15 protein-coding genes are annotated in these 21,867 nt (G+C 67.8%); 6 read left to right on the top strand and 9 right to left on the bottom strand.

All coding sequences use genetic code 11. The annotated features are described in order from the left end of the window. Nucleotides 1-21 precede the first annotated feature (21 nt). From OV287_RS31240 to OV287_RS31220, 5 genes are all read right to left on the bottom strand, one after another. Complete coding sequence (locus OV287_RS31240) at nucleotides 22-1,251, bottom strand: sensor histidine kinase (protein WP_267537703.1); 1,230 nt, start codon at nucleotides 1,249-1,251, stop codon at nucleotides 22-24. After that, on the bottom strand, nucleotides 1,248-1,886 hold the full coding sequence (locus OV287_RS31235; RefSeq protein WP_267537702.1) for a response regulator: 639 nt from the start codon (nucleotides 1,884-1,886) through the stop codon (nucleotides 1,248-1,250). Before OV287_RS31235 ends, OV287_RS31240 begins: the two co-directional genes overlap by 4 nt. A gap of 142 nt (nucleotides 1,887-2,028) precedes the next feature. Then, the gene (locus tag OV287_RS31230) at nucleotides 2,029-3,024 is read right to left on the bottom strand and encodes a beta propeller repeat protein (RefSeq protein WP_267537701.1); all 996 of its coding nucleotides are present in this window, start codon (nucleotides 3,022-3,024) and stop codon (nucleotides 2,029-2,031) included. A gap of 14 nt (nucleotides 3,025-3,038) precedes the next feature. Then, nucleotides 3,039-3,785, bottom strand: coding sequence for a hypothetical protein (locus OV287_RS31225; protein ID WP_267537700.1), 747 nt, complete (start codon nucleotides 3,783-3,785; stop codon nucleotides 3,039-3,041). Between the two features lie 237 nt (nucleotides 3,786-4,022). Continuing rightward, nucleotides 4,023-4,964: a phosphotransferase gene (locus tag OV287_RS31220; RefSeq protein ID WP_267537699.1), complete on the bottom strand. Its 942-nt coding sequence runs from the start codon at nucleotides 4,962-4,964 to the stop codon at nucleotides 4,023-4,025. Nucleotides 4,965-5,185: 221 nt separating this feature from the next. Here OV287_RS31220 and OV287_RS31215 point away from each other — a divergent pair, with 221 nt between their 5' ends. The 3 genes from OV287_RS31215 (at nucleotide 5,186) to OV287_RS31205 (ending at nucleotide 7,396) form a co-directional block, all read left to right on the top strand. Next, the gene (locus OV287_RS31215; protein WP_267537698.1) at nucleotides 5,186-5,698 is read left to right on the top strand and encodes a hypothetical protein; all 513 of its coding nucleotides are present in this window, start codon (nucleotides 5,186-5,188) and stop codon (nucleotides 5,696-5,698) included. Nucleotides 5,699-6,224: 526 nt separating this feature from the next. Next, entirely contained in the window at nucleotides 6,225-6,767 is a 543-nt protein-coding gene (locus OV287_RS31210) for a YybH family protein (RefSeq protein WP_267537697.1), read from the top strand. A gap of 116 nt (nucleotides 6,768-6,883) precedes the next feature. Next, nucleotides 6,884-7,396 carry a hypothetical protein gene (locus OV287_RS31205; protein WP_267537696.1) on the top strand — a complete coding sequence of 171 codons (513 nt, stop codon included), beginning with the start codon at nucleotides 6,884-6,886 and terminating at the stop codon, nucleotides 7,394-7,396. Between the two features lie 13 nt (nucleotides 7,397-7,409). Here the strand turns inward: OV287_RS31205 and OV287_RS31200 are convergent, their stop codons facing one another. Continuing rightward, on the bottom strand, nucleotides 7,410-7,943 hold the full coding sequence (locus OV287_RS31200; protein ID WP_267537695.1) for an FHA domain-containing protein: 534 nt from the start codon (nucleotides 7,941-7,943) through the stop codon (nucleotides 7,410-7,412). Nucleotides 7,944-8,140: 197 nt separating this feature from the next. On the opposite strand from OV287_RS31200, the gene greA reads away from it, so the two are divergent. Together greA and recG are read left to right on the top strand one after the other, a co-directional pair. After that, nucleotides 8,141-8,653, top strand: coding sequence for a transcription elongation factor GreA (gene greA / locus OV287_RS31195; RefSeq protein ID WP_267537694.1), 513 nt, complete (start codon nucleotides 8,141-8,143; stop codon nucleotides 8,651-8,653). Nucleotides 8,654-8,767: 114 nt separating this feature from the next. Then, complete coding sequence (gene recG, locus OV287_RS31190; RefSeq protein ID WP_267537693.1) at nucleotides 8,768-11,539, top strand: ATP-dependent DNA helicase RecG; 2,772 nt, start codon at nucleotides 8,768-8,770, stop codon at nucleotides 11,537-11,539. Between the two features lie 63 nt (nucleotides 11,540-11,602). Here recG and OV287_RS31185 read toward each other — a convergent pair whose 3' ends face one another. The 3 genes from OV287_RS31185 to OV287_RS31175 all read right to left on the bottom strand — a co-directional run bounded on the left by OV287_RS31185 (nucleotide 11,603) and on the right by OV287_RS31175 (nucleotide 19,711). Further along, the gene (locus OV287_RS31185) at nucleotides 11,603-16,507 is read right to left on the bottom strand and encodes a myxosortase-dependent M36 family metallopeptidase (RefSeq protein WP_267537692.1); all 4,905 of its coding nucleotides are present in this window, start codon (nucleotides 16,505-16,507) and stop codon (nucleotides 11,603-11,605) included. 149 nt (nucleotides 16,508-16,656) lie between these two features. Continuing rightward, a complete protein-coding gene (locus tag OV287_RS31180) occupies nucleotides 16,657-19,134 on the bottom strand; it encodes a hybrid sensor histidine kinase/response regulator (RefSeq protein WP_267537691.1) in 2,478 nt (825 codons plus the stop codon). A gap of 130 nt (nucleotides 19,135-19,264) precedes the next feature. Next, entirely contained in the window at nucleotides 19,265-19,711 is a 447-nt protein-coding gene (locus tag OV287_RS31175) for an ester cyclase (RefSeq protein ID WP_267537690.1), read from the bottom strand. A 166-nt stretch (nucleotides 19,712-19,877) separates the two neighbouring features. Here OV287_RS31175 and OV287_RS31170 point away from each other — a divergent pair, with 166 nt between their 5' ends. Further along, the gene (locus OV287_RS31170; protein WP_267537689.1) at nucleotides 19,878-21,857 is read left to right on the top strand and encodes an SIR2 family NAD-dependent protein deacylase; all 1,980 of its coding nucleotides are present in this window, start codon (nucleotides 19,878-19,880) and stop codon (nucleotides 21,855-21,857) included. Nucleotides 21,858-21,867 lie beyond the last annotated feature (10 nt).

Genomic DNA, 21,867 nt, shown 5'->3' with positions numbered 1-21,867 from the left:
CCGCCGCATGAATCCATGCCGCTATTGCATGGGTATGTTAGGCCGAAAGGTAGGTGCAGGTAGCCACGCCGACACCCGCGTCCCCTGGGACGACGACTCCACCTGCGTGGTGCCGCCCGCGCTCTCCACCCGCGTCCGGAAGTTCTTGAGGCCGCCCTCGCTCTGCTCGAGCGCGCCGTCGGCGAGCCCCCGGCCGTCGTCCTCGACCAGAAAACGGATCCCGTCCGGATCGCAGCGGAGCGTGACGCGGATCCGCCGGGGCTGCGCGTGGCGGGCGGCGTTGTGCACCAGCTCCTGAACGGCGCGCACCAGATCGAGCGCCACCTGACCATCGAACTCCACGCGCGGGTCGGCCGCGGACGCCTCCACCACCACGTCGCGGTCGCCGCCGAGCTCACGGCACCGCTGTGCGAGCCGCGCCACCACGTCCTCCCATGGGCGCGCCGGCGCGCGCAACGCCCAGACCACGGTGCGGAGCTCGTCCATGCCGGAGCGGAGCCGCTCGAGCAGCTGCCCTACCTCGCTCTGCACGGGAGACCCCTCGAGCCGCTGGTGGAGCATGCGCGCCGTCCAGGTGAGGCTGGCCAGCTCGGTCCCGAGCCCGTCGTGAAGGTCGCGCGAGATGCGGTGACGCTCCTCTCGAAGGCGCAGCTCGGCCAGCTCGGCGCGGAGGCGATCCCGCTCGTTGCGCGCCTCGGTGAGGCCAACGAACAGCCCACGGAGCAAGGTGCCCAACACCACCACCACGCCACCGATGACCGCGGAGATCGCCGCCTTCGCGGGCTCTCCCTCGAGAAGGAACAGCAGCGCGAGCACCTGGGGCGCGACTACGAAGGCCAGGCCCTCGATGATGCGTCCGTTGGCATCCACGGCGACGATCAGGCTCAGGCAGACGAAGAGCAGCCAGAACGGGCTGAGCGGGTTCCCCGACGCCCACACCAGGGACAGCAGCGTGAGCGCGGTGGTCAACGTCTCGAGAGCACACAGCCACCAGTAGGCCGGCGTAGCCCCCCGGCGCCAGAACACCACCGCCGCGGCGAGCGAGACGATCGCGAACACCCCCATCGCCAGCGCGGTGTCGTGGAGCGTGACCTCGAGCCGCGCGGAGACGCCGGGGATGAGCGGCACCAGCGCCACCGCCAGCGCGCCCGCTATCAGCACCGCCACCGCGCGGGGCTCGCGAAGCTTGCGGTGCGCCTCCACCAATGGGCCGCTGGAGGGCGGACTGCCAACGAGGAGGCTCAGCTTCATGGGACGAAGAGTCCCAACCGGACGGCCGCGCTCACCGCCTCGGCCTTGGAGCTCACCGAGAGCTTGCGGTACGTGCTGCGGACGTGCGCCTGGATGGTGCTCAGGCTCACCGCCATCCGCGCCGCCGCCGCGTCGTAGCTGGCGCCGTGGCAGAGCAGCACGAGCAGCTCACGCTCGCGCGCGGTGAGCGGCTCCTGCTGGACCACCGGCGGTGCCCAGAAGCGCCGGACCACCTTTCGGGCCACCGCCGGCGTCATCGGCGCGCCACCCGCGACCGCCTCGCGGATGGACCGGAGGAGGACCTCCGAGGTGGAGTCTTTCAGCAGGTATCCTTGCGCTCCGGCCTGCAGCGCGGGGAACAGGTGTTCGTCGTCGTCGAAGATGGTGAAGACGAGTCCGACGGCGGTGGGGTGCGTCGTCCTCAGCTCCGCCAGCACCTCTACTCCAGAGCGATCCGGGAGGCCGAGATCCACCAGCGCACAGTCCACTGACTTCTGGCGCTGAAGCCACGAGATCGCCTCGCCGCCGCGTGAGAAGGCACCGGCGATGCGCATCCCGGACTCCGGCGCCTCGATCGCCTGCCGGACGGATGCGAGCAGGTTGGAGTCGTCTTCCACGACGACGACGTTGAGCATGTATGCAACTTTACAGCGGGCGCCTCGGCTCCTGACAATCCGCGACAACCTACTCCGCGCGCCTGGATGTGACGCGCTGCGGCGTACGGACGCATGGGGGACCAGGAGGGGGGCTTGGGCCCCCCTGAGTCAGGGCTGGACGCTACGGCACGTGCCCGTAGAGCTCACCCAGGAGCTCCACGCCGAAGCCCCTCTCCCGCCCGTCGATGGCCATCTTGAACAGGTCGGTGTCCACGTGCTCCCACGTGCGACCGCCGTCCTCGCTGTGGTGGTACCAGAGATCCATCCCGGTCTTGAATGGATCGACGGAGCCGGTAACAACACGGATGGTGTCGCCCGAGACAGAGAAGTCCTTCACCCAGTGATCTCTGCGAGTGAAGGGGATCCACTCTGCACCTGGCGCATCGCGACGGATGGCCAGGGCCTCGCCCACGCGCCCGGCGAGAATGCCCTCACTGCCAGCCTGCAGATCGGCTCCCTCTATCGGCTCATGCGTCCAGTGCTTGCCGTGCTCCGAGATGCGGAAGAGCTCGGCGGGCCCGACCAGCCAAACGGTCCCGTCCAGGCCACGAGAAAGCTGTTCAGTGACGGAATTCCGCTCTCCAGGGAGGGGGACACGAGTGAACGTCTGGCCCGCATCCGTGCTGACCTGAAGTTCTCTCCCGAGGCCCCACACCTCCTGCTCCGACACCACGAGCAGCTTTGACAGATTGCGGACCACGCCACGCTCTTCCCAGGTTCGTCCTTCGTCGTGCGAACGGACGACCTTGAAGATCCGCTCATCCCTCCGATCCGGGGACGGCAGCGAAAGGAGGCCGAACCACACGTTTCCAGCATTGGCCAGGGAACAGACTGCTCCCTCGAAGTGGGACCAGCGACGTGCCCCTGTGGCGCTGACGCGCCAGAGCGTGGTCCCCTCCCCGGAGGATTGGTGCGTCGTGTAGAACGCGGAATGCTCTCCGACGTAGAGTTCATCCGGTAGAGCTTTGTGATCGAGTCGCTCTCCCAGCGGTTTCCACACGCTGTTTCCCATCCCGATGCCAAGATCTCTGAGGGCATTGTAGGCCCAGTAGTGCACCCCACCACCGAGGCACAGGAGACAGGGACTGAACAAGATGACAAGGAGGAGCCTACGCATGGCGGTCTCCGAGGTCAGTAGCCGCTGTGCATCCAGCCCTGCACTACGCGAGCCTTGAGCTCACGATCGAGCTGCTCGACCTTGGGCTGGATGTCGCGACGCAGTACTTCCGAAGTGGTCGCTGTGACAATGGCTTCCATCTCCTTGGGACGTACCTCCCAGCCCACTTTGATGATCTGCTTCATCCCCTCCACGCTCAGCAGATCCTGGAGGTCTGGCGTGAGGAGGATGGTCTTGAGGTCCTGCACGGGAAGCTCGAGGAGGCCTGCCTTCATGTAGGCAGTGCTATGCGTGGCGTAGGCGAACTCCGCGAGCGCATCCGGATCGCGCTCGAGCGTCGCGAAATCACCAGGCTCCTTCTTGCGCAGCGTCTCGATCGCGTTCTGCAGTTCCTTGAGGGCCCTGTCGCGCCACGCGAGGCCCTCAGGGGACAGTTGGTCGGGTCCCAGTGCCTTGAAGCGTTGGATGTACTTCTCTCCGTACTGGAGATAGTACGGCGGCGGCGGCATTCCGGGATTGCGCGCGACGAAGTCGAAGTGTCGCTTGCGGTAGTAGTCCATCGTCCCGGTGGGGAACTCGCGCGGTGCATCGGCCCCCGGGGGAGCGGCGGGCGCCCGGGTGACGGTGTTGGCCTCCTGCGCGGTTGCCGTCCGGGTCGTCGACGTGGCTCGGGGAGTCGGGGCAGCGCCCTGAGTACCGGCGAGATTGTCCAGGGAAGGGGTTGTTTCACCGGCACGATTGCCGGACACGGGGGTCGTCATGTGTCAGCTCCTGGTTGGGGTTCACCAGGCCCTGAGCAAGGCGCCTGCCAAGAGCACTCTCCTCTGACACGCACCTCCTTCGTCCCTCCGGTGCATCCACTTCCGTGGACGGTCCCTCCACGTCGGTGGACGGCGCCCCAGGCGCTCCCAACTCCCAGACGGGCCTCGAGTGCCCTTCGGACGTTTCGAAGGCACGCTGTGGCTGACCGAGCAACACTGGGCGACGTGGTAGGGAGGTCAACGAGCGAAGCTCTCCTTGATGAGGGCGAGACCGAAGGCCCACTGGCCGTCCGCCGTGGCGAGGTTCACCGCGCCGGTCTGCAGGCGCTGATAGAACTCGGCGAGCGAGGGCTGGGAGGCGAGCGTTTCCGTACCGCTGGCCCCTGCGTGCTTCATCTGGCGGGCCAGGTTCAGGAGTGTCGAGCCGCAGAGTACCGGCACCAGCCGGCGGAAATAGGCGAAGCGAGCGGGGAGTGTGTTCACCGGCTCGCCGTCGTGGGCCGCGAGCAACCTCCGGCAGGTCCCCTCATCCATGCGCAGGAAGACCGAGATCACCGCGAGATCATAAAAGGGATGGTTCGGCCCGGCGGTCGTCCAGTCGAGGAGCAGGATGTTCTCGCCGTCGTAGACGAGGTTGGTGGGGTTGATGTCGTTGTGGCTGAGGACCAGAGCGCGCCCGTCGGCCGGTGGCTCCTCCTCGAGCACGCGCTGGATCGCGTCGCGGGCGAAGTCCGGGAGGGTGAAGCCGGGCTGGAGGGCGCTCCACGTCTGGGCGAGGAACTCGCGTGGATGGAGCGGGTGCAGGTCAGCGGGGAGCGGGAGCTCATGCAGGCGGCGCACTGTGCGGCCGAGCTGCGCGAGCGCGGCCTCGTGCGTGCTCGGGTTTGCGTAGGAGGCCAGGAACGAACGGTCGGCGACGAAGGCGGTGAGGACAGCGCGCCGGGCCTCGTCGACGTGGACGATGCGAGGCGCCAGGCCGGCGTCAGCGGCGAGGCGCTGGATATGGAACCCGCGGCGCCAGTCGGCGGGATTCTCGCTCTCCCCAGCGACCTTCAGCACGAACGCCTTGCCGGCGGCCTCGACGCGGTAGACGCCGGCGCCCGAGAGCCCCGCGGCGATCCGGGTAACCGTGGTGGTGGGGCCCCTGAGGTCCGGGGGGAGGCAGTCTTCGAGGGTCATGAGCGGCTCCGGCGATGATGGGGGCGGATCAGTCGCACGAGGTGGAATCTGTAGTCACGGCTTCTAGATGACTGGGAAGGAGCCTCAAGGCCGGAAACCGCTGAGAGTTCACTGGCTTCCGGTCTCGGATTGTGAGTCCCCGACGGGATTTGAACCTGTTGGAGGGAGGTGAAGCACCCGGGCGTTGCCATGGGGCGCATGCGGTCGTAAGACGGGGCCCCGTGTCCGAGCCCGATCCCCGGAAAGACCCCCGATACCGTCCCTTCCGAGCCGCCGCCTACGGCCTGTACATCGCCGTGGTGACAGTCTTCTGCCTGGCGGTCATCAACGGAGTGACGCGCTCGGTGTTGGCGATGACGCCAGCGAAGAAGCCAGCGGAAGAGCAGGTGCTGTCCTACCGGGAGTGCCTGGACGCGGCGGACGCGCTGTGGTCGCAGCTGGAGACGGAGAGGGAGAAGCTGGTGCGCATCTCGCCGGCGCGAGAGGTGGACAGGCAGTGGCTGGAGTTCCGTACCACCTGGATGCAGCGCAAGCGAGACTCGGAGGCCCGGTGTGCCCTGGAGTCCCAGGAGCGAGTGAGCCTCAAGGAGGTGTACCGCCGCCTGGAGGAAGTGCAGGACCTCTACACCATCCACGCGGTGCAGTACGCCGGAGAGGTGGGGGGAGTGGTGGACGCGCTGCGTGGAGCCTTCTCCGCGGCGCGTAAGAACCCGGCCGCGGGCCGGATGCCCTGAGCAAGGTGGTTGCCCTGCACGGGAGCGGGTCCCGGCTGGGTCTTCTGTGACGCGCCACGCGTTGGCGCCGTCCGCTGCACTGGGCTGGGCCTGCTCACAAGTCTCGTGTGTCGGGTTCTTCACTCCCCGCTCACCTTCCTGTCGATTCCAGCAGTGCGCCGCGGAATCAGGCCGCGTGCCGAGAGTCTTTCGCTCCTGATGGAACGTGCTCTGGTGAATGGCGCGGGGCTCGGAGCCGATCTCCCGCCGCTGGAGCTCCTGGCTTTCAGCGCGTGCGTCTGGGTGGGGATTGACTCGTCAGGGAGGACTGACCCTCCCTCCGGGGGCGTGTGAAGCCGTTCACATACTCAGCTATTTCAAGCGATTCCACCGCGAGAGCTCCTCCTCCGAGCCCGGGAAGAGCCGTGGCACCCTTCTGGCAATTGCTTGCATTCGCATCCAGGCAATGACGCGGATGGCACGAAGGCAGGAGCTTCAGGGTCTCGCCACTGTAAACTGTCTGTCATTTTATGTCTTGGGGGGAATCATGCGGACCATTCAATTCTTGGCTGTTCTCGTGGCTGTGATTGGGATTCAGGGCTCCAGTGAGGCGGCGGAGCCCTGCTGCGACACGGAGACGACTCGGGCCGCCGCGGAGCTGCGAAGGTCCGATGAGCGCGCCATCCTCCGGGCTGTCGAGGGCTACGCGAAGGGGTTCATCGAGGAGGACATGGGGATGCTGCTGGGCCTCTGGGATACCAGGGGTTCCGAAGAAGTGACCTATGTCGCCAATGAGTTTGACCAGCCCCTCGTCGGGCTCGATGAGCTGCGCCCCTACTATCAGAGCTTCCTGGACACCCTCATCATCCTCAGCGGAGACGTCAGCAACGTGCGGATCTCTCGGAGGGGAGACACCGCCTATGTCTTCTGCAATTACTCCTGGGTCTACAAGACCAGGACGGGGGGAGAGGTGCTGGTGCAGCCCTCTCGCGCCACCTTCGTCCTGCGCAAGCATGGTGGGCGCTGGCTCTACCAGCACTTTCACGAGTCCATCACGTTCGATTACGAGCCGCCCACCACGTCGATGTAGGCCGGCTTCCAGGTGAGCCGCGTAGCATCACCGCAGTACCTGCCCCGGTTTTCGAACCCGTGGGTGAAGCACCCGGGCGTTGCCATGGAGAGGCCTGCGGTCGTAAGACGGGCCCCGTGTCCGAGCCCGATCCCCGGAAAGACCCCCGATACCGTCCCTTCCGAGCCGCTGCCTACGGCCTGTACATCGCCGTGGTGACAGTCTTCTGCCTGGCGGTCATCAACGGAGTGACGCGCTCGGTGTTGGCGATGACGCCAGCGAAGAAGCCAGCGGAAGAGCAGGTGCTGTCCTACCGGGAGTGCCTGGACGCGGCGGACGCGCTGTGGTCGCAGCTGGAGACGGAGAGGGAGAAGCTGGTGCGCATCTCGCCGGCGCGAGAGGTGGACAGGCAGTGGCTGGCGTTCCGCACCACCTGGATGCAGCGCAAGCGCGACTCCGAGGCCCGGTGTGCACTCGAGTCCCGGGAGCGAGTGAGCCTCAAGGAGGTGTACCGCCGCCTGGAGGAAGTGCAGGACCTCTACACCATCCACGCGGTGCAGTACGCCGGAGAGGTGGGGGGAGTGGTGGACGCGCTGCGTGGAGCCTTCTCCGCGGCGCGTAAGAACCCGGCCGCGGGCCGGATGCCCTGAGCAGGGCCTCGCGCTAACCGCCTCGGTAGGGCGTCTTGGTCTGCTGCGACTGGCCGTGCAGCCGGGCGTGCAGCGTGTCCGTCACCAGGTACCAGAACTGGACATTGCCGAAGCTGAGGATGTCCCCGTCCTTGAGCGTCGCCTCGCGGGTGCTGAGCGAACTGCCATTGAGGAAGGTGCCGTTGGTGGAGCCGGTGTCGTGCACGGTGCAGCGGCCCTGGGGCTCATTCCAGCGCAGCACGGCGTGGCGCTTGGACACGGAGCCGTCGTCGATAAACAGGTCACAGTCCGGCAGCCGGCCCACGCTGAGCTCCTCCACGCGCTCCAGCGGGGGGAGGGTGGTGATGAGCAGGTCCTCGAACTCGAAGAGGAGCGAGAGCATGCCGCGCTCGATGGCGTCGGCGGAGGCCACGCGGGTGGGCTCGAGCGCGGCGGACGAGGGCCGGCCAGGCGCGCGCTGGATGAGGACGAAGGGGCCGAGTTGACGGCGGAAGGCCCCGATGGACAGTGACGCGCCGAGCGCGCGCAGCTCCTGGATGGACAGCACGGTGCGGCAGCATGCCAGAAGTCCGGCGGGCCGGGCGTGCGGAAGATGCGTTGGCGCTGGTGCGACGGGCGGGTTTCGTTGACCGGGCAGTCAAACGTCCTTTACAGTTTCCCTTTCGGCTTGGTCGCCGCCATCGTGTGTGGAGGACGGCGGCTGGCCTCAGCGTTGACCTGTTGCCGTGGGAAGGAGCCGTGTCGATGAGTGGGAGCGGGAACATTCCGATGACCCCGTCGGGTCTGCGGAAGCTGAAGGCGGAGCTGAAGCACCTTCAGACTGTCGAGCGCGGGAAGATCTCCCGGGAGATCGAGGTGGCGCGCGCGCATGGGGACCTGCGGGAGAACGCCGAGTATCACGCGGCCAAGGAGAAGCAGTCCCACATCGAGGGGCGCATCCTGGACCTGAACGACTGGATTGCGCGGGCCGAGGTGATCGATCCGAGCAAGCTGGGCGGGGAGAAGGTGGTGTTCGGCGCCACGGTGGATCTGTTGGACGTAGAGTCGGACAAGACGGTCACCTACCGGCTGGTGGGCGAGCTGGAGGCGGACCTGAAGAAGCGGTGGATCGCCGTGACTTCGCCGGTGGCGCGGGCGCTGATTGGCAAGAAGGTGGGCGACATCGCCACGGTGCAGAGCCCGGGCGGCACGCGCGAGTACGAGGTCCAGGAGGTCCGCTTCGAGGACCCGCAGGACGAGGCGCCGGCAGAGGGCTGAGAGCAGCCTTGAGGCCAGGCGGACGGGGGAGCGGGCGCAAGCTCGTTCCCCCGTGTCGTTCTGGTAGGCGGAGAGAAGGCCGCGCCTTAGGATGAGTCGCCTCGGATCCTGCCTGTGAACCACCCGCTTACCAGCCTTGTTGGACCGTTGCGTTACGCGTGCCGGAGTGACTTCGCCCATCTGTCGACGGTGAAGGACCTGCGGAGTCTATTGGAGCGTGCGCTGGCAGGGGCGACGGGGGTGGACGGCGAGGCGCTGAAGCAGCTGCGAGCGGCGTTGCCGCACGTGGACCATCCGGCGCCGGAGAGGCGCAAGGCGGCGTTGAGGAGGGTCGTGGCGGGGCTGAAGCTGAGCGGGGTGCCGTTGCCCGAGGAGCTGGCCCAGGTCGCCACCGAAGTGCCCGATGCCCCCCCAGCTCCCACTGTGCCCCCATCCCCTCGCCCTTCGGGAGAGGGACGGGGTGAGGGTATCGAGGCCCGAGGGTTGAACCCAGCCCCTCTCCCTCTGGGAGAGGGACGGGGTGAGGGTCGTGCGCAGGTCCGCGCGCAGGTCCGCCCTGAGCTCGTTCCCGAGTGGAAATCAAAGGCCCCGGCGCCCCCGCCGCCAGGATCGCGGTCCTCGGCCCCCATGCTCGCGCGAGAGCCTGCGAAGCCCGTAGTCCCTCCGCCTCCACCCGCGCCTCCCGCTCCGGAGGAGAAGCCCGCCGCGAAGCGCAAGAAGAAGAAGGCAGCGAAGGGGCAGGAGGAGTCCCGAGCGGAGGCGAAGCTGCTGTCGATCGCACCGCGCTCGGGGCCGCTGGCGATTCCGCTGAAGACGATGGGCAAGCGGCTGGGCCCGAGGCTGCTGGCGGCGCTGAACAAGAAGGGGCTGAAGCGGGTGGGGGACATCCTCTTCCTGCTGCCACGCTGCTACGAGGATCGGCGCAAGCTGCAGACGATTGCCGAGCTGATGCCGGGGGAGCGCGGGGTGACGGTGGGCGTGGTGAAGCTGGCGGACTTCGTGCCGGGCCGGACGGGCAAGCGCTATTTCCGGGCGGTGGTGGCGGATCGCACGGGAAGTATCGCGGCCACGTACTTCAATGCGGGTCCGTGGCTGAAGCAGCGTTTCCCGGTGGGCAAGCGGCTGGTGCTGTCCGGCGAGGTGCGCGCGTCGCTGTCGGGGCGCGAGATAGCGCACCCGGAGATCGAGCCGGCGGAGGACCTCGAGGTGTCCTCGGTGCACTTCAACCGCATCGTCCCCGTGTATCCGGGGTTCGAGCGGGGGGACCAGCGCATGTTCCGGGAGCTGGCCTCGGTGGTGAGCGAGTCCTACGCAAACCATGTGGAGGAGCCGCTGCCCGCGGGCCTGCGCAAGAAGCTGGAGCTGATGACGCTGCCGGAGGCTTTGAAGGCCATCCACTTCCCGGCGGGAGACGCGGATCCCGAGATGCTGGACCGGCACCTGAGCCCGGCGCACCGGCGGCTGGCGTTCGATGAGCTCTTCTTCCTGCAGCTCGGCATGGGGCTGAAGCGGCAAGGGGTGAAGACGGAGAAGGGCATCACCTTCGACGTGTCGGCACCACGGTTGGAGAAGGCGCGCGGGGCGCTGCCGTTCCAGCTCACGGGGGCGCAGAAGAAGGTCATCGGAGAGGTAGCCCAGGACATGGGCGGGGCCGAGCCGATGAACCGGCTGGTGCAGGGCGACGTGGGCTCGGGGAAGACGGCGGTGGCGGTGGTGGCGTCGCTGGTGGCGCTGCAGGACGGCTACCAGGTGGCGGTGATGGCGCCCACGGAGATCCTCGCCGAGCAGCACGAGCGCACGTTCCGCAAGCTGCTGGAGCCACTGGGCTACAAGGTGGGGCTCTTGAGCGCGGCGGGGACGGCGAAGCGCAAGCGCGAGGTGCGCGAGGCGGTGGCGCAAGGGGAGATCCACCTGGCGGTAGGCACGCACGCGCTCATCCAGCAGGACGTGGGCTTCCAGAAGCTGGGCTTCGTGGTGATCGACGAGCAGCACCGCTTTGGCGTGCTGCAGCGGCACACGCTGATGAGCAAGGGCGTGTCGCCGGACGTGCTGGTGATGACGGCGACGCCCATTCCTCGCACGCTGGCGATGACGCTGTACGGGGACCTGGACGTGTCCATCATCGACGAGCTGCCGCCGGGGCGCACGCCGGTGAAGACGCGCGTCTTCAACGACAAGCAGAAGGCCCGGGTGTACGAGGCGGTGGCGTCCGAGGTGCAGAAGGGCCACCAGGCCTACGTGGTGTATCCGCTGGTGGAGGAGTCGGAGAAGCTGGACCTGGAGGACGCGACGCGCGGGGCGGACAAGCTGCGGCAGGTGTTCCCCGGTGTGGAGGTGGGGTTGCTCCACGGGCGGATGAAGCCCGAGGAGAAGGACCTGGTGATGGACGCCTTCCGGGCCGGCAGCATCCAGGTGCTCGTGTGCACCACGGTGGTGGAGGTGGGCGTGGACGTGCCCAACGCGTCGGTGATGGTCATCGAGTCCGCGGAGCGCTTCGGCCTGTCGCAGCTTCACCAGCTCCGCGGCCGGGTGGGACGCGGGGCGGCGGTGAGCTACTGCTACCTGGTGGCCAACCTGGCGCGCTCCTCCATGGACTCCTCGGAGCGGCTCGGGGTGATGGAGCACAGCAGCGACGGCTTCGTCATCGCGGAGAAGGACCTGGAGATCCGCGGCCCCGGTGAGTTCCTCGGCACGCGGCAGAGCGGCCTGCCGGAGCTGGCGGTGGCCAACCTCGCGCGGGATGGAGATCTGCTGTCCCTGGCCCAGCAGGAGGCGCGGCGGATTCTCGCGAGCGACCCGAAGCTCGCCGCCCCCGAGCACCAGGGGCTGGTGAAGGCCCTCGAGGAGCGCTGGGAGGGGCGGCTGTCCCTCGCGCGGGTGGGGTAGAAAAGAAGAGGGGTGGCCCGGAGGCCACCCCTCGGTCAACAGGGCCTTGGGCCCGCGGTCAGACTACCCGCGGCCGAGGGAGCGGCGGCGCGAGAAGAGCAGGCCGGCGCCGATCAGCAGCATCGACACCATCGAGCTCTGGCCGGAGCCCGTGCTGGAGCAGCCCCCGGCCTCCTTCGGCACCTCCACCGTCACCTGGTGCTTCGCGGACTCCGTGCCGTCGGACACGGTCAGCTCGAAGACGAGCGTGGCGCCGTCCTTCGCCTTCGGAGACACGAAGTTGGTGTACGAGCCGTCCGCAGGGGAGAGCGTGACGGACGGGCCGGACACCTGCGTCCACTGGTAGGTGAGCGCGTCACCGTCCGGATCCGTGGAGCCGGAGCCGTCGAGCGTGACGTTGTCACCCGCGACGGAGCCGCCGGAGATCTTCCGGGCCAGCGCCGTGGGACCGCGGTTGGCGTTCGTCACCGTCAGGTTGACGGTGACGGCCTCGCTCTCGTCGCCATTCGAGTCCTTCGCCAGGAGGCGGAAGGTCATCAGGGTGTCACCCTTCACCTCGGGTGTGGTGAAGCTCAGCTTGGCGGTGTCGGCACCAGAGAGCTGCACGATCGTGCCGCCGGTCTGCACCCAGGTGTAGCTGAGCACATCCTCGTCGGCATCCGTGCCCTCGGCGTCGAGCGAGATGGCGGTCCGCTCGGCCACCGTCATGTCGTTGGGGCCCTTGACCACGGGGTGGCGGTTGGACTTGTGCACGGTCAGCTTGACGGTGTCCCAGACCAGCAGTTCGGTGCCGATGGTCAGGCTTGCGGTCGCGGCATAGAGGGTGAACACCAGCTCCGTGTCCTCCTTCACGTCCGGTGCGGTGAAGGTCGTCGTGAGCGCGCCATCATCCTTCAGCGTCACCGCCGGGCCATCCTCCTGCACCCACTGGACGAAGGTCACGGGGTCTCCATCCGGATCCACCACCGAGCCGGAGAGCGTGACGACGCCGCGGCTGGGAACGCGGTTGTCCGCGCCCGCATTCGCCACGGGGTCATGATCCGTGAGCACGTAGGCGGTGGCGTTGACGGGGAGGCTGCTCTCCTTCGAGTCGCTGACCACGAGCTGGAAGACGAACGTCGCGTTGTTCTCCACGCGGGGCGTGAAGGTGGGACGGGCCGTGTTGGCGTCCGTGAGGGTCACGGGAGGGCCAGACAGCTGGGTCCACGTGTAGGTGAGCGCCTCGCCATCCGAGTCGAAGCTGCCACTGCCGTCGAGCTTCACCGTGTTGTAGGTCTTGACGGTGCCGCTGGCATCCACTCTGAAGTTGGCCACGGTCTGCGGCGTCTTGCCAGCGTTGGCCACCGGGCGGCGGTTGCAGGCGGGAGCCGAGGGATCGCCCGCGGGACCCTCGAAGGCCTCACGGAGGGTGCCACCGAAGGGCAGCTGACTGGGATCGATTCCGGAGAACTGCAGGTCATCCACGTCCAGGCCATGCGCGCCCGCGCCCGGATCGGAGCCGAGCCGGAAGCGGAACTGCACGTGCTTGCCCGCGAACTGGGTGCCGAAGTCGAGCTCCGCCGTCTCGAAATCAGGGAAGTCCGCGCTCAGGCCGGCGTAGCCAGGCTGTCCATCGAGCGGGTTGGAGAAGCTGCCATCGCCGATGAAGTTGGTGTAGCCCGGGTCCACGCCGGAGTCGAAGACGTTGTGCCACTCGAGACCGTCAGTGGTGAACTCCACGATGGCGCCGTCGAAGAAGGGCTCGCCGCCGCCGTTGTCGGTCTCGAAGGAGTGACGGTACTTGTAGCGGAAGATGAAGTCGGCATCGGCGCGCGCCTCCACCCAGGGCGAGGTGAGGGTGACGTCGCCGGTGAAGGGCAGATTCCGCCCGTGCCAGAAGCGGTTGCCGTTCGCCTCCACTCGCTGCCAGGGCTGGCTCGGGCCGTTGCCGATGACGGACGAGGTCCAGGAGGTCGTCTGGGCCTCCACCGTGTCCGTGTCGCTGGTGCCCGCGGACTCGTCGGTGTTGACGCGGCCGTTGAAGGACGCCGTCGTCACAGCGGTGGGCAGCGAGGGCTCGTCGAACGTCAGGGTGAGGCCCGCGCGGGGCTCGGCACCCGTGGTCTGCAGCAGCTCGATCGGGAGCTTCCGCGTCGCCGTCTGCATGGGCGCCAGGCTCGAGAAGTTGAGCACGTTGCCCGAGGTGAACGCGAGGTTGGCGCTGGCGCCGGAAGCGGCGACCGTGGCGTTGAAGCTGGCGAGGGCGCCCTCGCCCACGTTGCGCACGGTGACGGTGAGGTAGCCCTTCTCGCCCACGTCGAGCACGCCGTCCTGGTCACACCCGGTGATGGTGTCGTCGAGCTTGATGCTCACCACCTCCAGGTTGTTGCCGGCCTGGTAGCTCTCCACGAGGCCAACGAAGTCCTGGGAGTCGCGGTCCGGCGCCTTGGCACCGAAGCCCATGCCGCGCCGGGCGAAGGCCGCCGCGAAGCGCTGGTAGTCCGCCGGATCCGAGGCCTTGGTCACCGACAACAGCGCATCACGCGCCTCGATGTAGGTGGGGCTCGACGGGGTGGCCTTGTAGGCGGCCACCAGGTACTGCTTCATCCGATCCTCCGCCACCTGGAAGGGATGGGCGTTGAGGAGCGAGACGTAGCAGTCCCACAACATGGCGGCCCACACCTCGCCACCGTTGTGGACCTCCGAGTTGGCCCGGCCTTCGTGGCCGAACGACAAGGGGTGCGTGTCCGGCAGCGGATTGCCGTTGGCGATGTGCTTGAAGGTGAGAGCGTTCTTGCTGAACGAGGTGGAGTACGGGACGCGGCGGATGCCGTAGTAGGCACCGGGTACGCCGGGGCCGCTGGTGACGTAGGCAGACATGCTGTAGACGCCCTGGAACTGGTTGTTGCCAGCAACGTTCCGGTCCGCCTCGCGCACCTGCATCATCAGGGCGTGGAAGTCTCCCCAGCCCTCGCCCATGGCGCCGCCCTGGTAGTTGTTCAGGCCGTTGCCGTCACCGATGAGGCGGTTGCTGATGTAGTGACCCCACTCGTGGGCGACGATGGCGTTGTCCAACGTGCCGTCGCGGGCTTCGGTGGGCTTGAGCTTCACCATGCGCACGTTGACGGGGCCCGCCTTGAGCGCCTCCTTGAAGGCGTTGCCATCGGCCTGCCGGATGGCCACCACCGGGATGGTGATGGAGGCGTCCGTACCCGAGGGGGCGATACCGCCGGGCTGGTTGTTGGCGAGGATCACCGCCGCGGCGCCCGCGTTCTGTGCGTTCTTCGCCTTCTCGGTGAAGGCGCAGATGCCGCGGTCGATGAGGGCGATCTTCCCGGAGAGCTCCGCCGCGTTGGTGAAGGGCGTCGTGCCGCAACCCGTGGTCGCGGTCCCCTGGAGCGCCACCACCACGTCATTGGTGAGGTCAAAGTCCTGGTCGCCGAAGTCGGCGGGCCCGGGCGTGACGGTCAGTCCCGTGGGGGTGTTGACATCCAGGGTGAAGCGCGAGACCGGGCTGAACACGTACATTTGCATCCGCGGCGGCGCGCCGTCCGCGGGCGTGAACATGTTCGCGTTGTTGGTGCTGTCGTAGTCCTGGGCCTCGGCGCGCATCCGGTCGCCCTCGACACCGCCGCGGCCGAAGTTGCTCGCCTGCGCGTTGCCGGACGCCTCGTCGAAGCCGGCGGCGTAGAACGAGTCGTGCAGCCAGTTGGTGACGTAGAAGAGGTTCGTCACCGCCGCCTGGCGCTGGGTGATGTCGAAGTTGGGCGCCTTGGACAGATCGTAGAGGTAGTCGAAGCCCGGAGTGGCCGCCTCGCCGTTGACGGCCGCGCGCAGGTCGTTGCTCCCGGGCTGGAAGCCGTCCGGCGTCGACAGGTCGGCATAGGCGTCCACGTTGTTGCCCACCGTCTCGGTGGCGCCCGCCGGCAGCCACGGATCATTGCCGGGGAGGCTGGAGAGGGTGACGTAGTTGGGCGGCAGGTCGAGCCGCACGTCCACGCCGTCCGGAGTGCCGGACGCGTAGGGCGTGGTGTCGTTGCCGTGCGGGCCGTCATACGGGGTGTAGGGCGCCGTCGTGTCTGCCCAGACCTTGTAGCGGTAGCTGGTGGTTCCGGCGTGCGCGGACAGGTTGTTGCGCATCAGCAGCGCGCCATTCACCGCCGACACCACGAAGGAGTGGTAGTCCGAGCCCGTGGTGTTCTTGAGGCCGGTGTTCACCTCCACGTACCAGGCCGGCTCCAGGCCGTCCGGCATCGTGTAGTAGATGCGCTTGGCGCGAGCGGGCACCACCAGGGAGTGGGTGAGGACGGAGGCGGAGCTCGAGTCCAGCACGTAGTGCGAGTAGGGCCCGTTCACCTGACCGTTGGACACGAAGCCGCGGGCCGGCATGGAGATGCCGGTCTGGTCCTGGAAGGCGATGGCGATGGCCTGATCGGCGGAGAGCTTGAACGCGCTGGCGGCGCCGAGGCTGGCCTTGCGGGCCGACTGCGCGGGCGCCAGATAGCCGGAGACGGCCACCATCTCGAGGTTGCGGTCCATGACGACCTTCACCTCGTTGCGGAAGACCTCGATGCCGTCCACCTGCTGGGTGAAGCGGGCGATGACGGGGCCACGGCCGGTCTGGTGCATCCCCTTCAGCACCGCGCCCGACACGTCCTCGCTGCCCAGGCGGTACAGGTCCGCCACCGACTGCAGGTGCGCACGGGCTGCCTGCTCCGGCTTGCGGGCTCCCAGCATCTTGGAGCTCACGGCCTGGTTCGTGCTCGAGCTTGCGCGGGTGTTCCACACGAAGCTCGGTACGCCGAGCCGATCCTCCATCTGCGAGACGCGCAGGCCGCGCGCATGGAGGGCCTCCTCCTTGGCAGTAAGACTCTTCTCCTCCTGGCGAGCCAGGAAGGCGTCATAATTACCTCGACTCGCGGCCAGGGCACTTCCGCTTGCGAGGGGGGTGAGCAACAAGCCGGCCCACAACGTCTGCCTCAAACGCATGCAGCCTCCATCTTGAAACTGGGGGGTTCCCGGTCTCCACATCACCTACTGAACGAGCCAGGCACCGGGAGGTCGCATGATAGTCGGAATCCCAACAAGCCGTCCAAGGGGCCCGGGACATGAGGATGCTGTTTGTGGTGGGGCTTCTCTCAGCTTCTTGCGAAGCGGTTGATCAGGTTGGCGAGTGCCATCACCAGCTCGATCGGATCGACAGGTTTAGGGACGTAAACCTGGAATCCGGCGCTCAGGGCGCGTGTGCGATCCTCCAGCCGCGTATAGGCGGTGAGGGCGGCGGCGGGCACCTGGCCTCCCTGGGCTGGAGGAAGTGCGCGCACCCGGCGGATGAGCGTGTAGCCATCCTCGTCCGGCATGCCGATGTCCGAGACAAGTAAATCCGGTGGCTCGCGTTTAAGACGCTCGAGGGCCTCGGCTGAGTTGGAGGCGGAGGTCACCACCGCGCCGCGATCCTCCAGGAGCACGCGGAGCAGCTCGCGTGTGCCTTGCTCGTCATCTGCTACCAACACGCGCACGCCCGAGAGATCCGGCAGATACGCGGACAGCGATGGATCCGGGAGCCCTGGAGTGTCCCTCGTGGACGAGCCCTCCGAGGTGCGCGTCGCGGCCAGCGGCAGCCGCACGGAGAAGGAGGCGCCACGGCCCTCGCCCTCGCTGTGGGCCTGGATGGTGCCACCGTGCAGCTCCACCAGGTGACGCACGATGGCCAGTCCCAGTCCCAGGCCTCCGTAGCGGCGGGTGGCGCTGCCGTCGGCCTGCCGGAAGCGCTCGAAGACGTGGGGGAGGAAGGAGGGCTCGATGCCCTTGCCCGAGTCCGACACTTGCAGCTCTACGTGCTCCTCCAGGCGCTGCAGCCGGACCGCCACCCGGCCTCCCTCGGGTGTGAACTTGATGGCGTTGGTGAGGAGGTTCCACGCCACCTGCTGCAGCCGCTGGGCGTCTCCCTGCACAGGGCCCGAGCCAGCTGCCAGTTGAGATTCGAGGCGGATGTTCCGGGCTGCCGCCGCTGGGCGCACCGCGTCCAACGCCGCCTCCACCACGGGGACGAGCTGCACTGGCTGCATCTCCAAGCGCATCCTCCCGGCGACGATGCGCGAGATGTCCAGCAGATCATCGACGATCTGCGCTTGGGCCCGGGCGCTGCGCTCCACCGTCTCCAGGGCGCGGGCCTGTTTGTCCGGGGTGAGCGTGCCGGTGCGCAGGATGCTGGCCCACCCGAGGATGGCTGTGAGCGGCGTGCGCAGCTCGTGCGAGACGGTGGCGAGAAAGTCGTCCTTGGCGCGGTTGGCCTCCTCGGCTCGATCGCGCTCCTGGCGCGCCAGCTCGAAGAGGCGAGCGTGCTCCACGGTAATGGCGGCCCGGTGCGCCAGCTCCTCGGCCACCCGGACGTCGTCCGCATCGTAGGCGCGGTACTCGTCGCCCAGGGCCAGGACGAGGACGCCCAGCTTGCGTCCATCCAGGGCAATGGGCACCGCCACCCCCTTCATCCCCATGAAGGCGCGCCGCAGCTCCCGTCGCGCCTCGTCCGTCTCCGAGGTGAGGACTTCCTCGGTGAGCAGAGGAATCGGCTCGGGACGGCCACTTTCCAGCACCTCGGTGGGGATGGCGTACGGACCCTCCAGCAGCCGACCCGCCTTGCGCAGCCGCAGGGCGCGGATGGGATCCACGTCGGTGAAGGCCACCCGCTCCAGGGGGCCTTTGCCTTGGCGGAGGTAGAGGCCGCACCACCCGGCAAAGCGCGGCACCAGGCTCCGGGTGAGTCGCTCCAGCGCCTGGCGCAGATCCAACGTGGAGGAGAGCGCGGAGCTCGCCTCGGAGATGATCTCCAGTGCCTGGCGGGCGCGCCGCTGCGCGGTGATGTCGGTGATGGAGCCCACCCACTCGCGCACGGAGCCATCCAGCTCCAGCACGGGGACACCGCGCGACACCACCGGGGTGTAGGCCCCATCCGCGCGGCGCAGGCGGTACTCCACCTCGTAGAGACCGCGGGCGGCGAAGGCGCGCTTCCACGCTGCCGACACCCGGGCCCGGTCCTCGGGGTGGATGGCCTCCTGCCACCCGATACCGCTGCGCCACTTGTCGTAGGACTGGCCGGTGAAGTCACACCAGGTGGGCGAGTCCTCCTGGATGTTGCCCGTGGCGTCCGTGGTCCAGAGGATGGTGGAGGTGGCCACCACCAGCGAGCGGAAGCGCGCCTCGCTACGGCTCAGCTCCTCCGCCAATCGCTCCGCCCTCCAGCGCGAGCGCACCAGATGCTTGAGCTCCGTTACGTCCCGGAGCAGGACGAGCAGCCCCTCACCGGTGGGGAACACTTGGGATTCCAGCCAGGCTCCGAGGGATGCGAGGTACTCCTCCACCGTGGTGGGTACACCCTCTGCGAGGGCACGGTGACAGGCCCGGCCGAGCTCTGCCTCTTCCAACTCTGGCAGCACCGTCCACAACCGGCGGCCGAGGAGCTCGTTCCGGGTGCGCCCCAGGAGCCGCTCGGCACGGGTGTTGACGTAGGTGGGCCGCCCCTGGACGTCGAGTGCGAGCACTCCGTCCGTGACGACCTCGAGAAGGTGCTCGAGCCGCGGCGGCGCGGAGCCGCGCGTGTCCGTCAGGGGAATCATGCGGGAGATCGTGACAGGTTGATCTCCCGCCTGCCCGAGCCCCCTCTCGGCCAACGCCCGGCAGTGAACGGGGCAGGTGGGGATTCTCAGGTGCCGAGACGCCCAGCGTTGGGCGCCCCACAACCGTCGGTTACGCCGGTGGGCTCAGGCCCACCTGCCGCAGCAGCTCGGACAGATCGTAGAAGGCCTGGTAGTGGCAGATGCGGCCGTCGCGGAACTCCCAACGGTCCACGCCTCGGATGGACATGGGCTTACCGGTCGGCTGCGCACCATTCGGCAACGGGCCCAACATCGTTCCGGACAGCTGCCAGTGGAACATCACCGAATTCCCATCTGGGTTCAGATAGGGGGGATCCATCACCTTGCAAGTCAGATCCGGGAAGGCGGTGAAGGAACCATCGAGCAGCATCATGGCCGTGGAGCTCCCCTTGCCAGGCTGCGGCAGCATGGGGTCCGCCCAGTGCACGTCCTCGGTGATGAGGGGCTGGAGCGGGTTCGATGCAGACTGCTTCTTCGTCCACGCAGCGGCGTAGCGGTGCGCGAAATCGTTGAGGAATTCCTGGGTGAGAGCAGGCATGAGTGAGAGCGTCCCGGTGTCGAGTGGACGCCAGAGCTTGCAGTCCGCTCCTTGACCTGCCAAGGACCCGTCGAGTTCAGGTGATGCGCATAACGGCTTCTTTCAAGTGAGCCTCTCATGCTGGCTGCCTTCTCTCGTTATGATTCGGGAGGAGTCCGAGGGGGCTATGAACCTTCCGAGAGAGCTGGTCGAGGCGGTGCGCAGGAACCAGGTCGTTCCCTTCGTGGGAGCGGGCGTGAGTATGGGAGTGAAGCGGGGGCTGTTTCCCTCGTGGAAACAGCTGCTCGAGGCACTCGCCGACCGACTGGCGCAGGAGTCACTGCCGGAGACGGTGGTCGCCGAGGTGCGGCAGCGCATCGCTGGGGGCGACTTCCTCACGGCGGCGGAACTTGGCTTCAAGGAGCTGGGGGCCTTCCGCTTCAACCGCTTCCTGCGCGAGGCGCTGCGCGTGAGCCAGCCGGCCGACGCGGATCTCTCCGTGGTCCGGGCGCTCTGGGCCCTGCGGCCCGAGGTGATGCTCACGACCAACTACGATGACGTCCTGCTGTGGGGCCGGGAGGGAGCGGAGCCCATCTCCAATGATCAGGAGGACGAGCTGAACCTGATGGATGCCGAGGCCTCACCGGTCGCGCCGAGGCTCTGGTATCTCCACGGAACCATCCACCGCCTCTCGACGCTCATCCTCGGTGGGGCCGACTACTCGCGGCTCTACGGGGATGGGACTCAGCAGGAGGGGCGTTACTCGCACTACACGCATGCGTTGGTGCGGCTGCGCGAGTGGATCCGCTCGAAGCCCTTCCTCTACGTGGGCTTCAGCTTCAGTGATGCCTACGTGCTCAAGCAGATCGAGCATGTGCTGGGAATCACGAAGGGGCGGCAGGTGCCGAGCTTCGCGTTGATGAAGAAGGGGAGCATCGAGCGCGGCGTGCTGTGGCCCCGGTACAACATCCAGCTCATCGAGTACGAGGATCACGGTCCTCCGTTGGCGGCCTGCCTGAACGCCCTGTCACGAGCGGCCTTCGGTGCTCCCCCGGTGCCGGATGCGCACCGTGTTCCCATGCCCGCTTCGGCCGGAGCAGCATCGACGAATTCATTCCGGTCATCCATGCCCATTCCGGGTGCATCTGTGCTCGAGTCTTTCTCCGCCGAGGATGCCTCGACTGCGCCGGCTGCCCCGACTCCCGTGCCCCAGTCTCCGCCTCCCATTCCGCTGGAGCCGCCGCACGTTCCCCGTGTGGCGCTGGAGCAGGAGTACACGCGTATCCTCCAGAGCCAGCACCGGCTGGTGCTGCTCACGCCCGAGGAGGGAGGTGCGAGGTCCATCGCGCACCGTGTGGCGATGCCGTACGGGGAGCGGGTCGCTCGGCTGGAGCCACCGAACCTGCCGGACTGCACGGAGGCCGATTACTGCCGCGCCATTGTGGCAGGTGCGAACCTCACGAGCTTCGATGCCCTGGTGAAGCACCTGCGCAAGCGGGCCGAGGCCTTCGGGCGCGAGCACCTGCTCGTCCTGCGCTACGAGTGGGGGCCGTTGGGGCACCTGGACACGCTCGGCAAACACTTGCAGAGGTTGATGGAGGAGCCCTCGAAGGTGGCGTTCCACCTGCTGGTAGCCGGAGGGGAGCGGTCCGCGTGGCTGCTGCACAATGCGCCGGAGTCCTCCGTGTACAAGGACGCGCCTCGCCGCGAGGTGCCCGACTTCACGGTGGACGAGGTGCGCCAGCTGCTCGACGGAGCGGGCCTGAATGGGAAGCAGTGGGCCGGGGCGGTCCACGAGGCCACGGGTGGGCACCTGGGCCTGCTCAAGGAGGTCCTGCTTGGCGCAGGAGCGCTCGATCGAGATTCAGTGACGGCGAGACTGGCACGCAGCCCATCGGTGCGAGGCGCGCTCCAGGAGCGGCTGCTCGAGGACGAACGCCACGGCTACGTGGGGAAACGCAGCTGCCGCTTCGTGCTGGAGGATCTGCTCGCGGGGCGTCCAGTGGCAGCGCTTGGGCCGCTGGAGCACCGCACTGAGCACCCAGAGGTCCGCTTGTATTTCGCGGGGCTGGTGCGCGGTGACGCAGAAGGGAAGACCGTCCTGCGGTGCCGGGCGGTGGAGCTCGCCGCGAGGGACGTGCTGGCGCGCAAGGACGTGCGGCCGTGAGGAACGGGCC

The sequence above is a fragment of the Archangium lansingense genome (assembly GCF_026626635.1).
Lineage (GTDB): Bacteria > Myxococcota > Myxococcia > Myxococcales > Myxococcaceae > Archangium > Archangium lansingense.
This window is presented reverse-complemented; position numbering and strand designations above follow the sequence as displayed.

Excerpts from the sequence above, each read along its gene's own strand:
- OV287_RS31235 (WP_267537702.1), bottom strand. The coding sequence starts at position 1,886 with ATGCTCAACGTCGTCGTCGTGGAAGACGACTCCAACCTGCTCGCATCC.
- OV287_RS31240 (WP_267537703.1), bottom strand. The coding sequence starts at position 1,251 with ATGAAGCTGAGCCTCCTCGTTGGCAGTCCGCCCTCCAGCGGCCCATTG.
- OV287_RS31230 (WP_267537701.1), bottom strand. The coding sequence starts at position 3,024 with ATGCGTAGGCTCCTCCTTGTCATCTTGTTCAGTCCCTGTCTCCTGTGC.
- OV287_RS31210 (WP_267537697.1), top strand. The coding sequence starts at position 6,225 with ATGCGGACCATTCAATTCTTGGCTGTTCTCGTGGCTGTGATTGGGATT.
- OV287_RS31185 (WP_267537692.1), bottom strand. The coding sequence starts at position 16,507 with ATGCGTTTGAGGCAGACGTTGTGGGCCGGCTTGTTGCTCACCCCCCTC.
- OV287_RS31225 (WP_267537700.1), bottom strand. The coding sequence starts at position 3,785 with ATGACGACCCCCGTGTCCGGCAATCGTGCCGGTGAAACAACCCCTTCC.
- OV287_RS31175 (WP_267537690.1), bottom strand. The coding sequence starts at position 19,711 with ATGCCTGCTCTCACCCAGGAATTCCTCAACGATTTCGCGCACCGCTAC.
- OV287_RS31170 (WP_267537689.1), top strand. The coding sequence starts at position 19,878 with ATGAACCTTCCGAGAGAGCTGGTCGAGGCGGTGCGCAGGAACCAGGTC.
- OV287_RS31220 (WP_267537699.1), bottom strand. The coding sequence starts at position 4,964 with ATGACCCTCGAAGACTGCCTCCCCCCGGACCTCAGGGGCCCCACCACC.
- OV287_RS31180 (WP_267537691.1), bottom strand. The coding sequence starts at position 19,134 with ATGATTCCCCTGACGGACACGCGCGGCTCCGCGCCGCCGCGGCTCGAG.
- greA (WP_267537694.1), top strand. The coding sequence starts at position 8,141 with ATGAGTGGGAGCGGGAACATTCCGATGACCCCGTCGGGTCTGCGGAAG.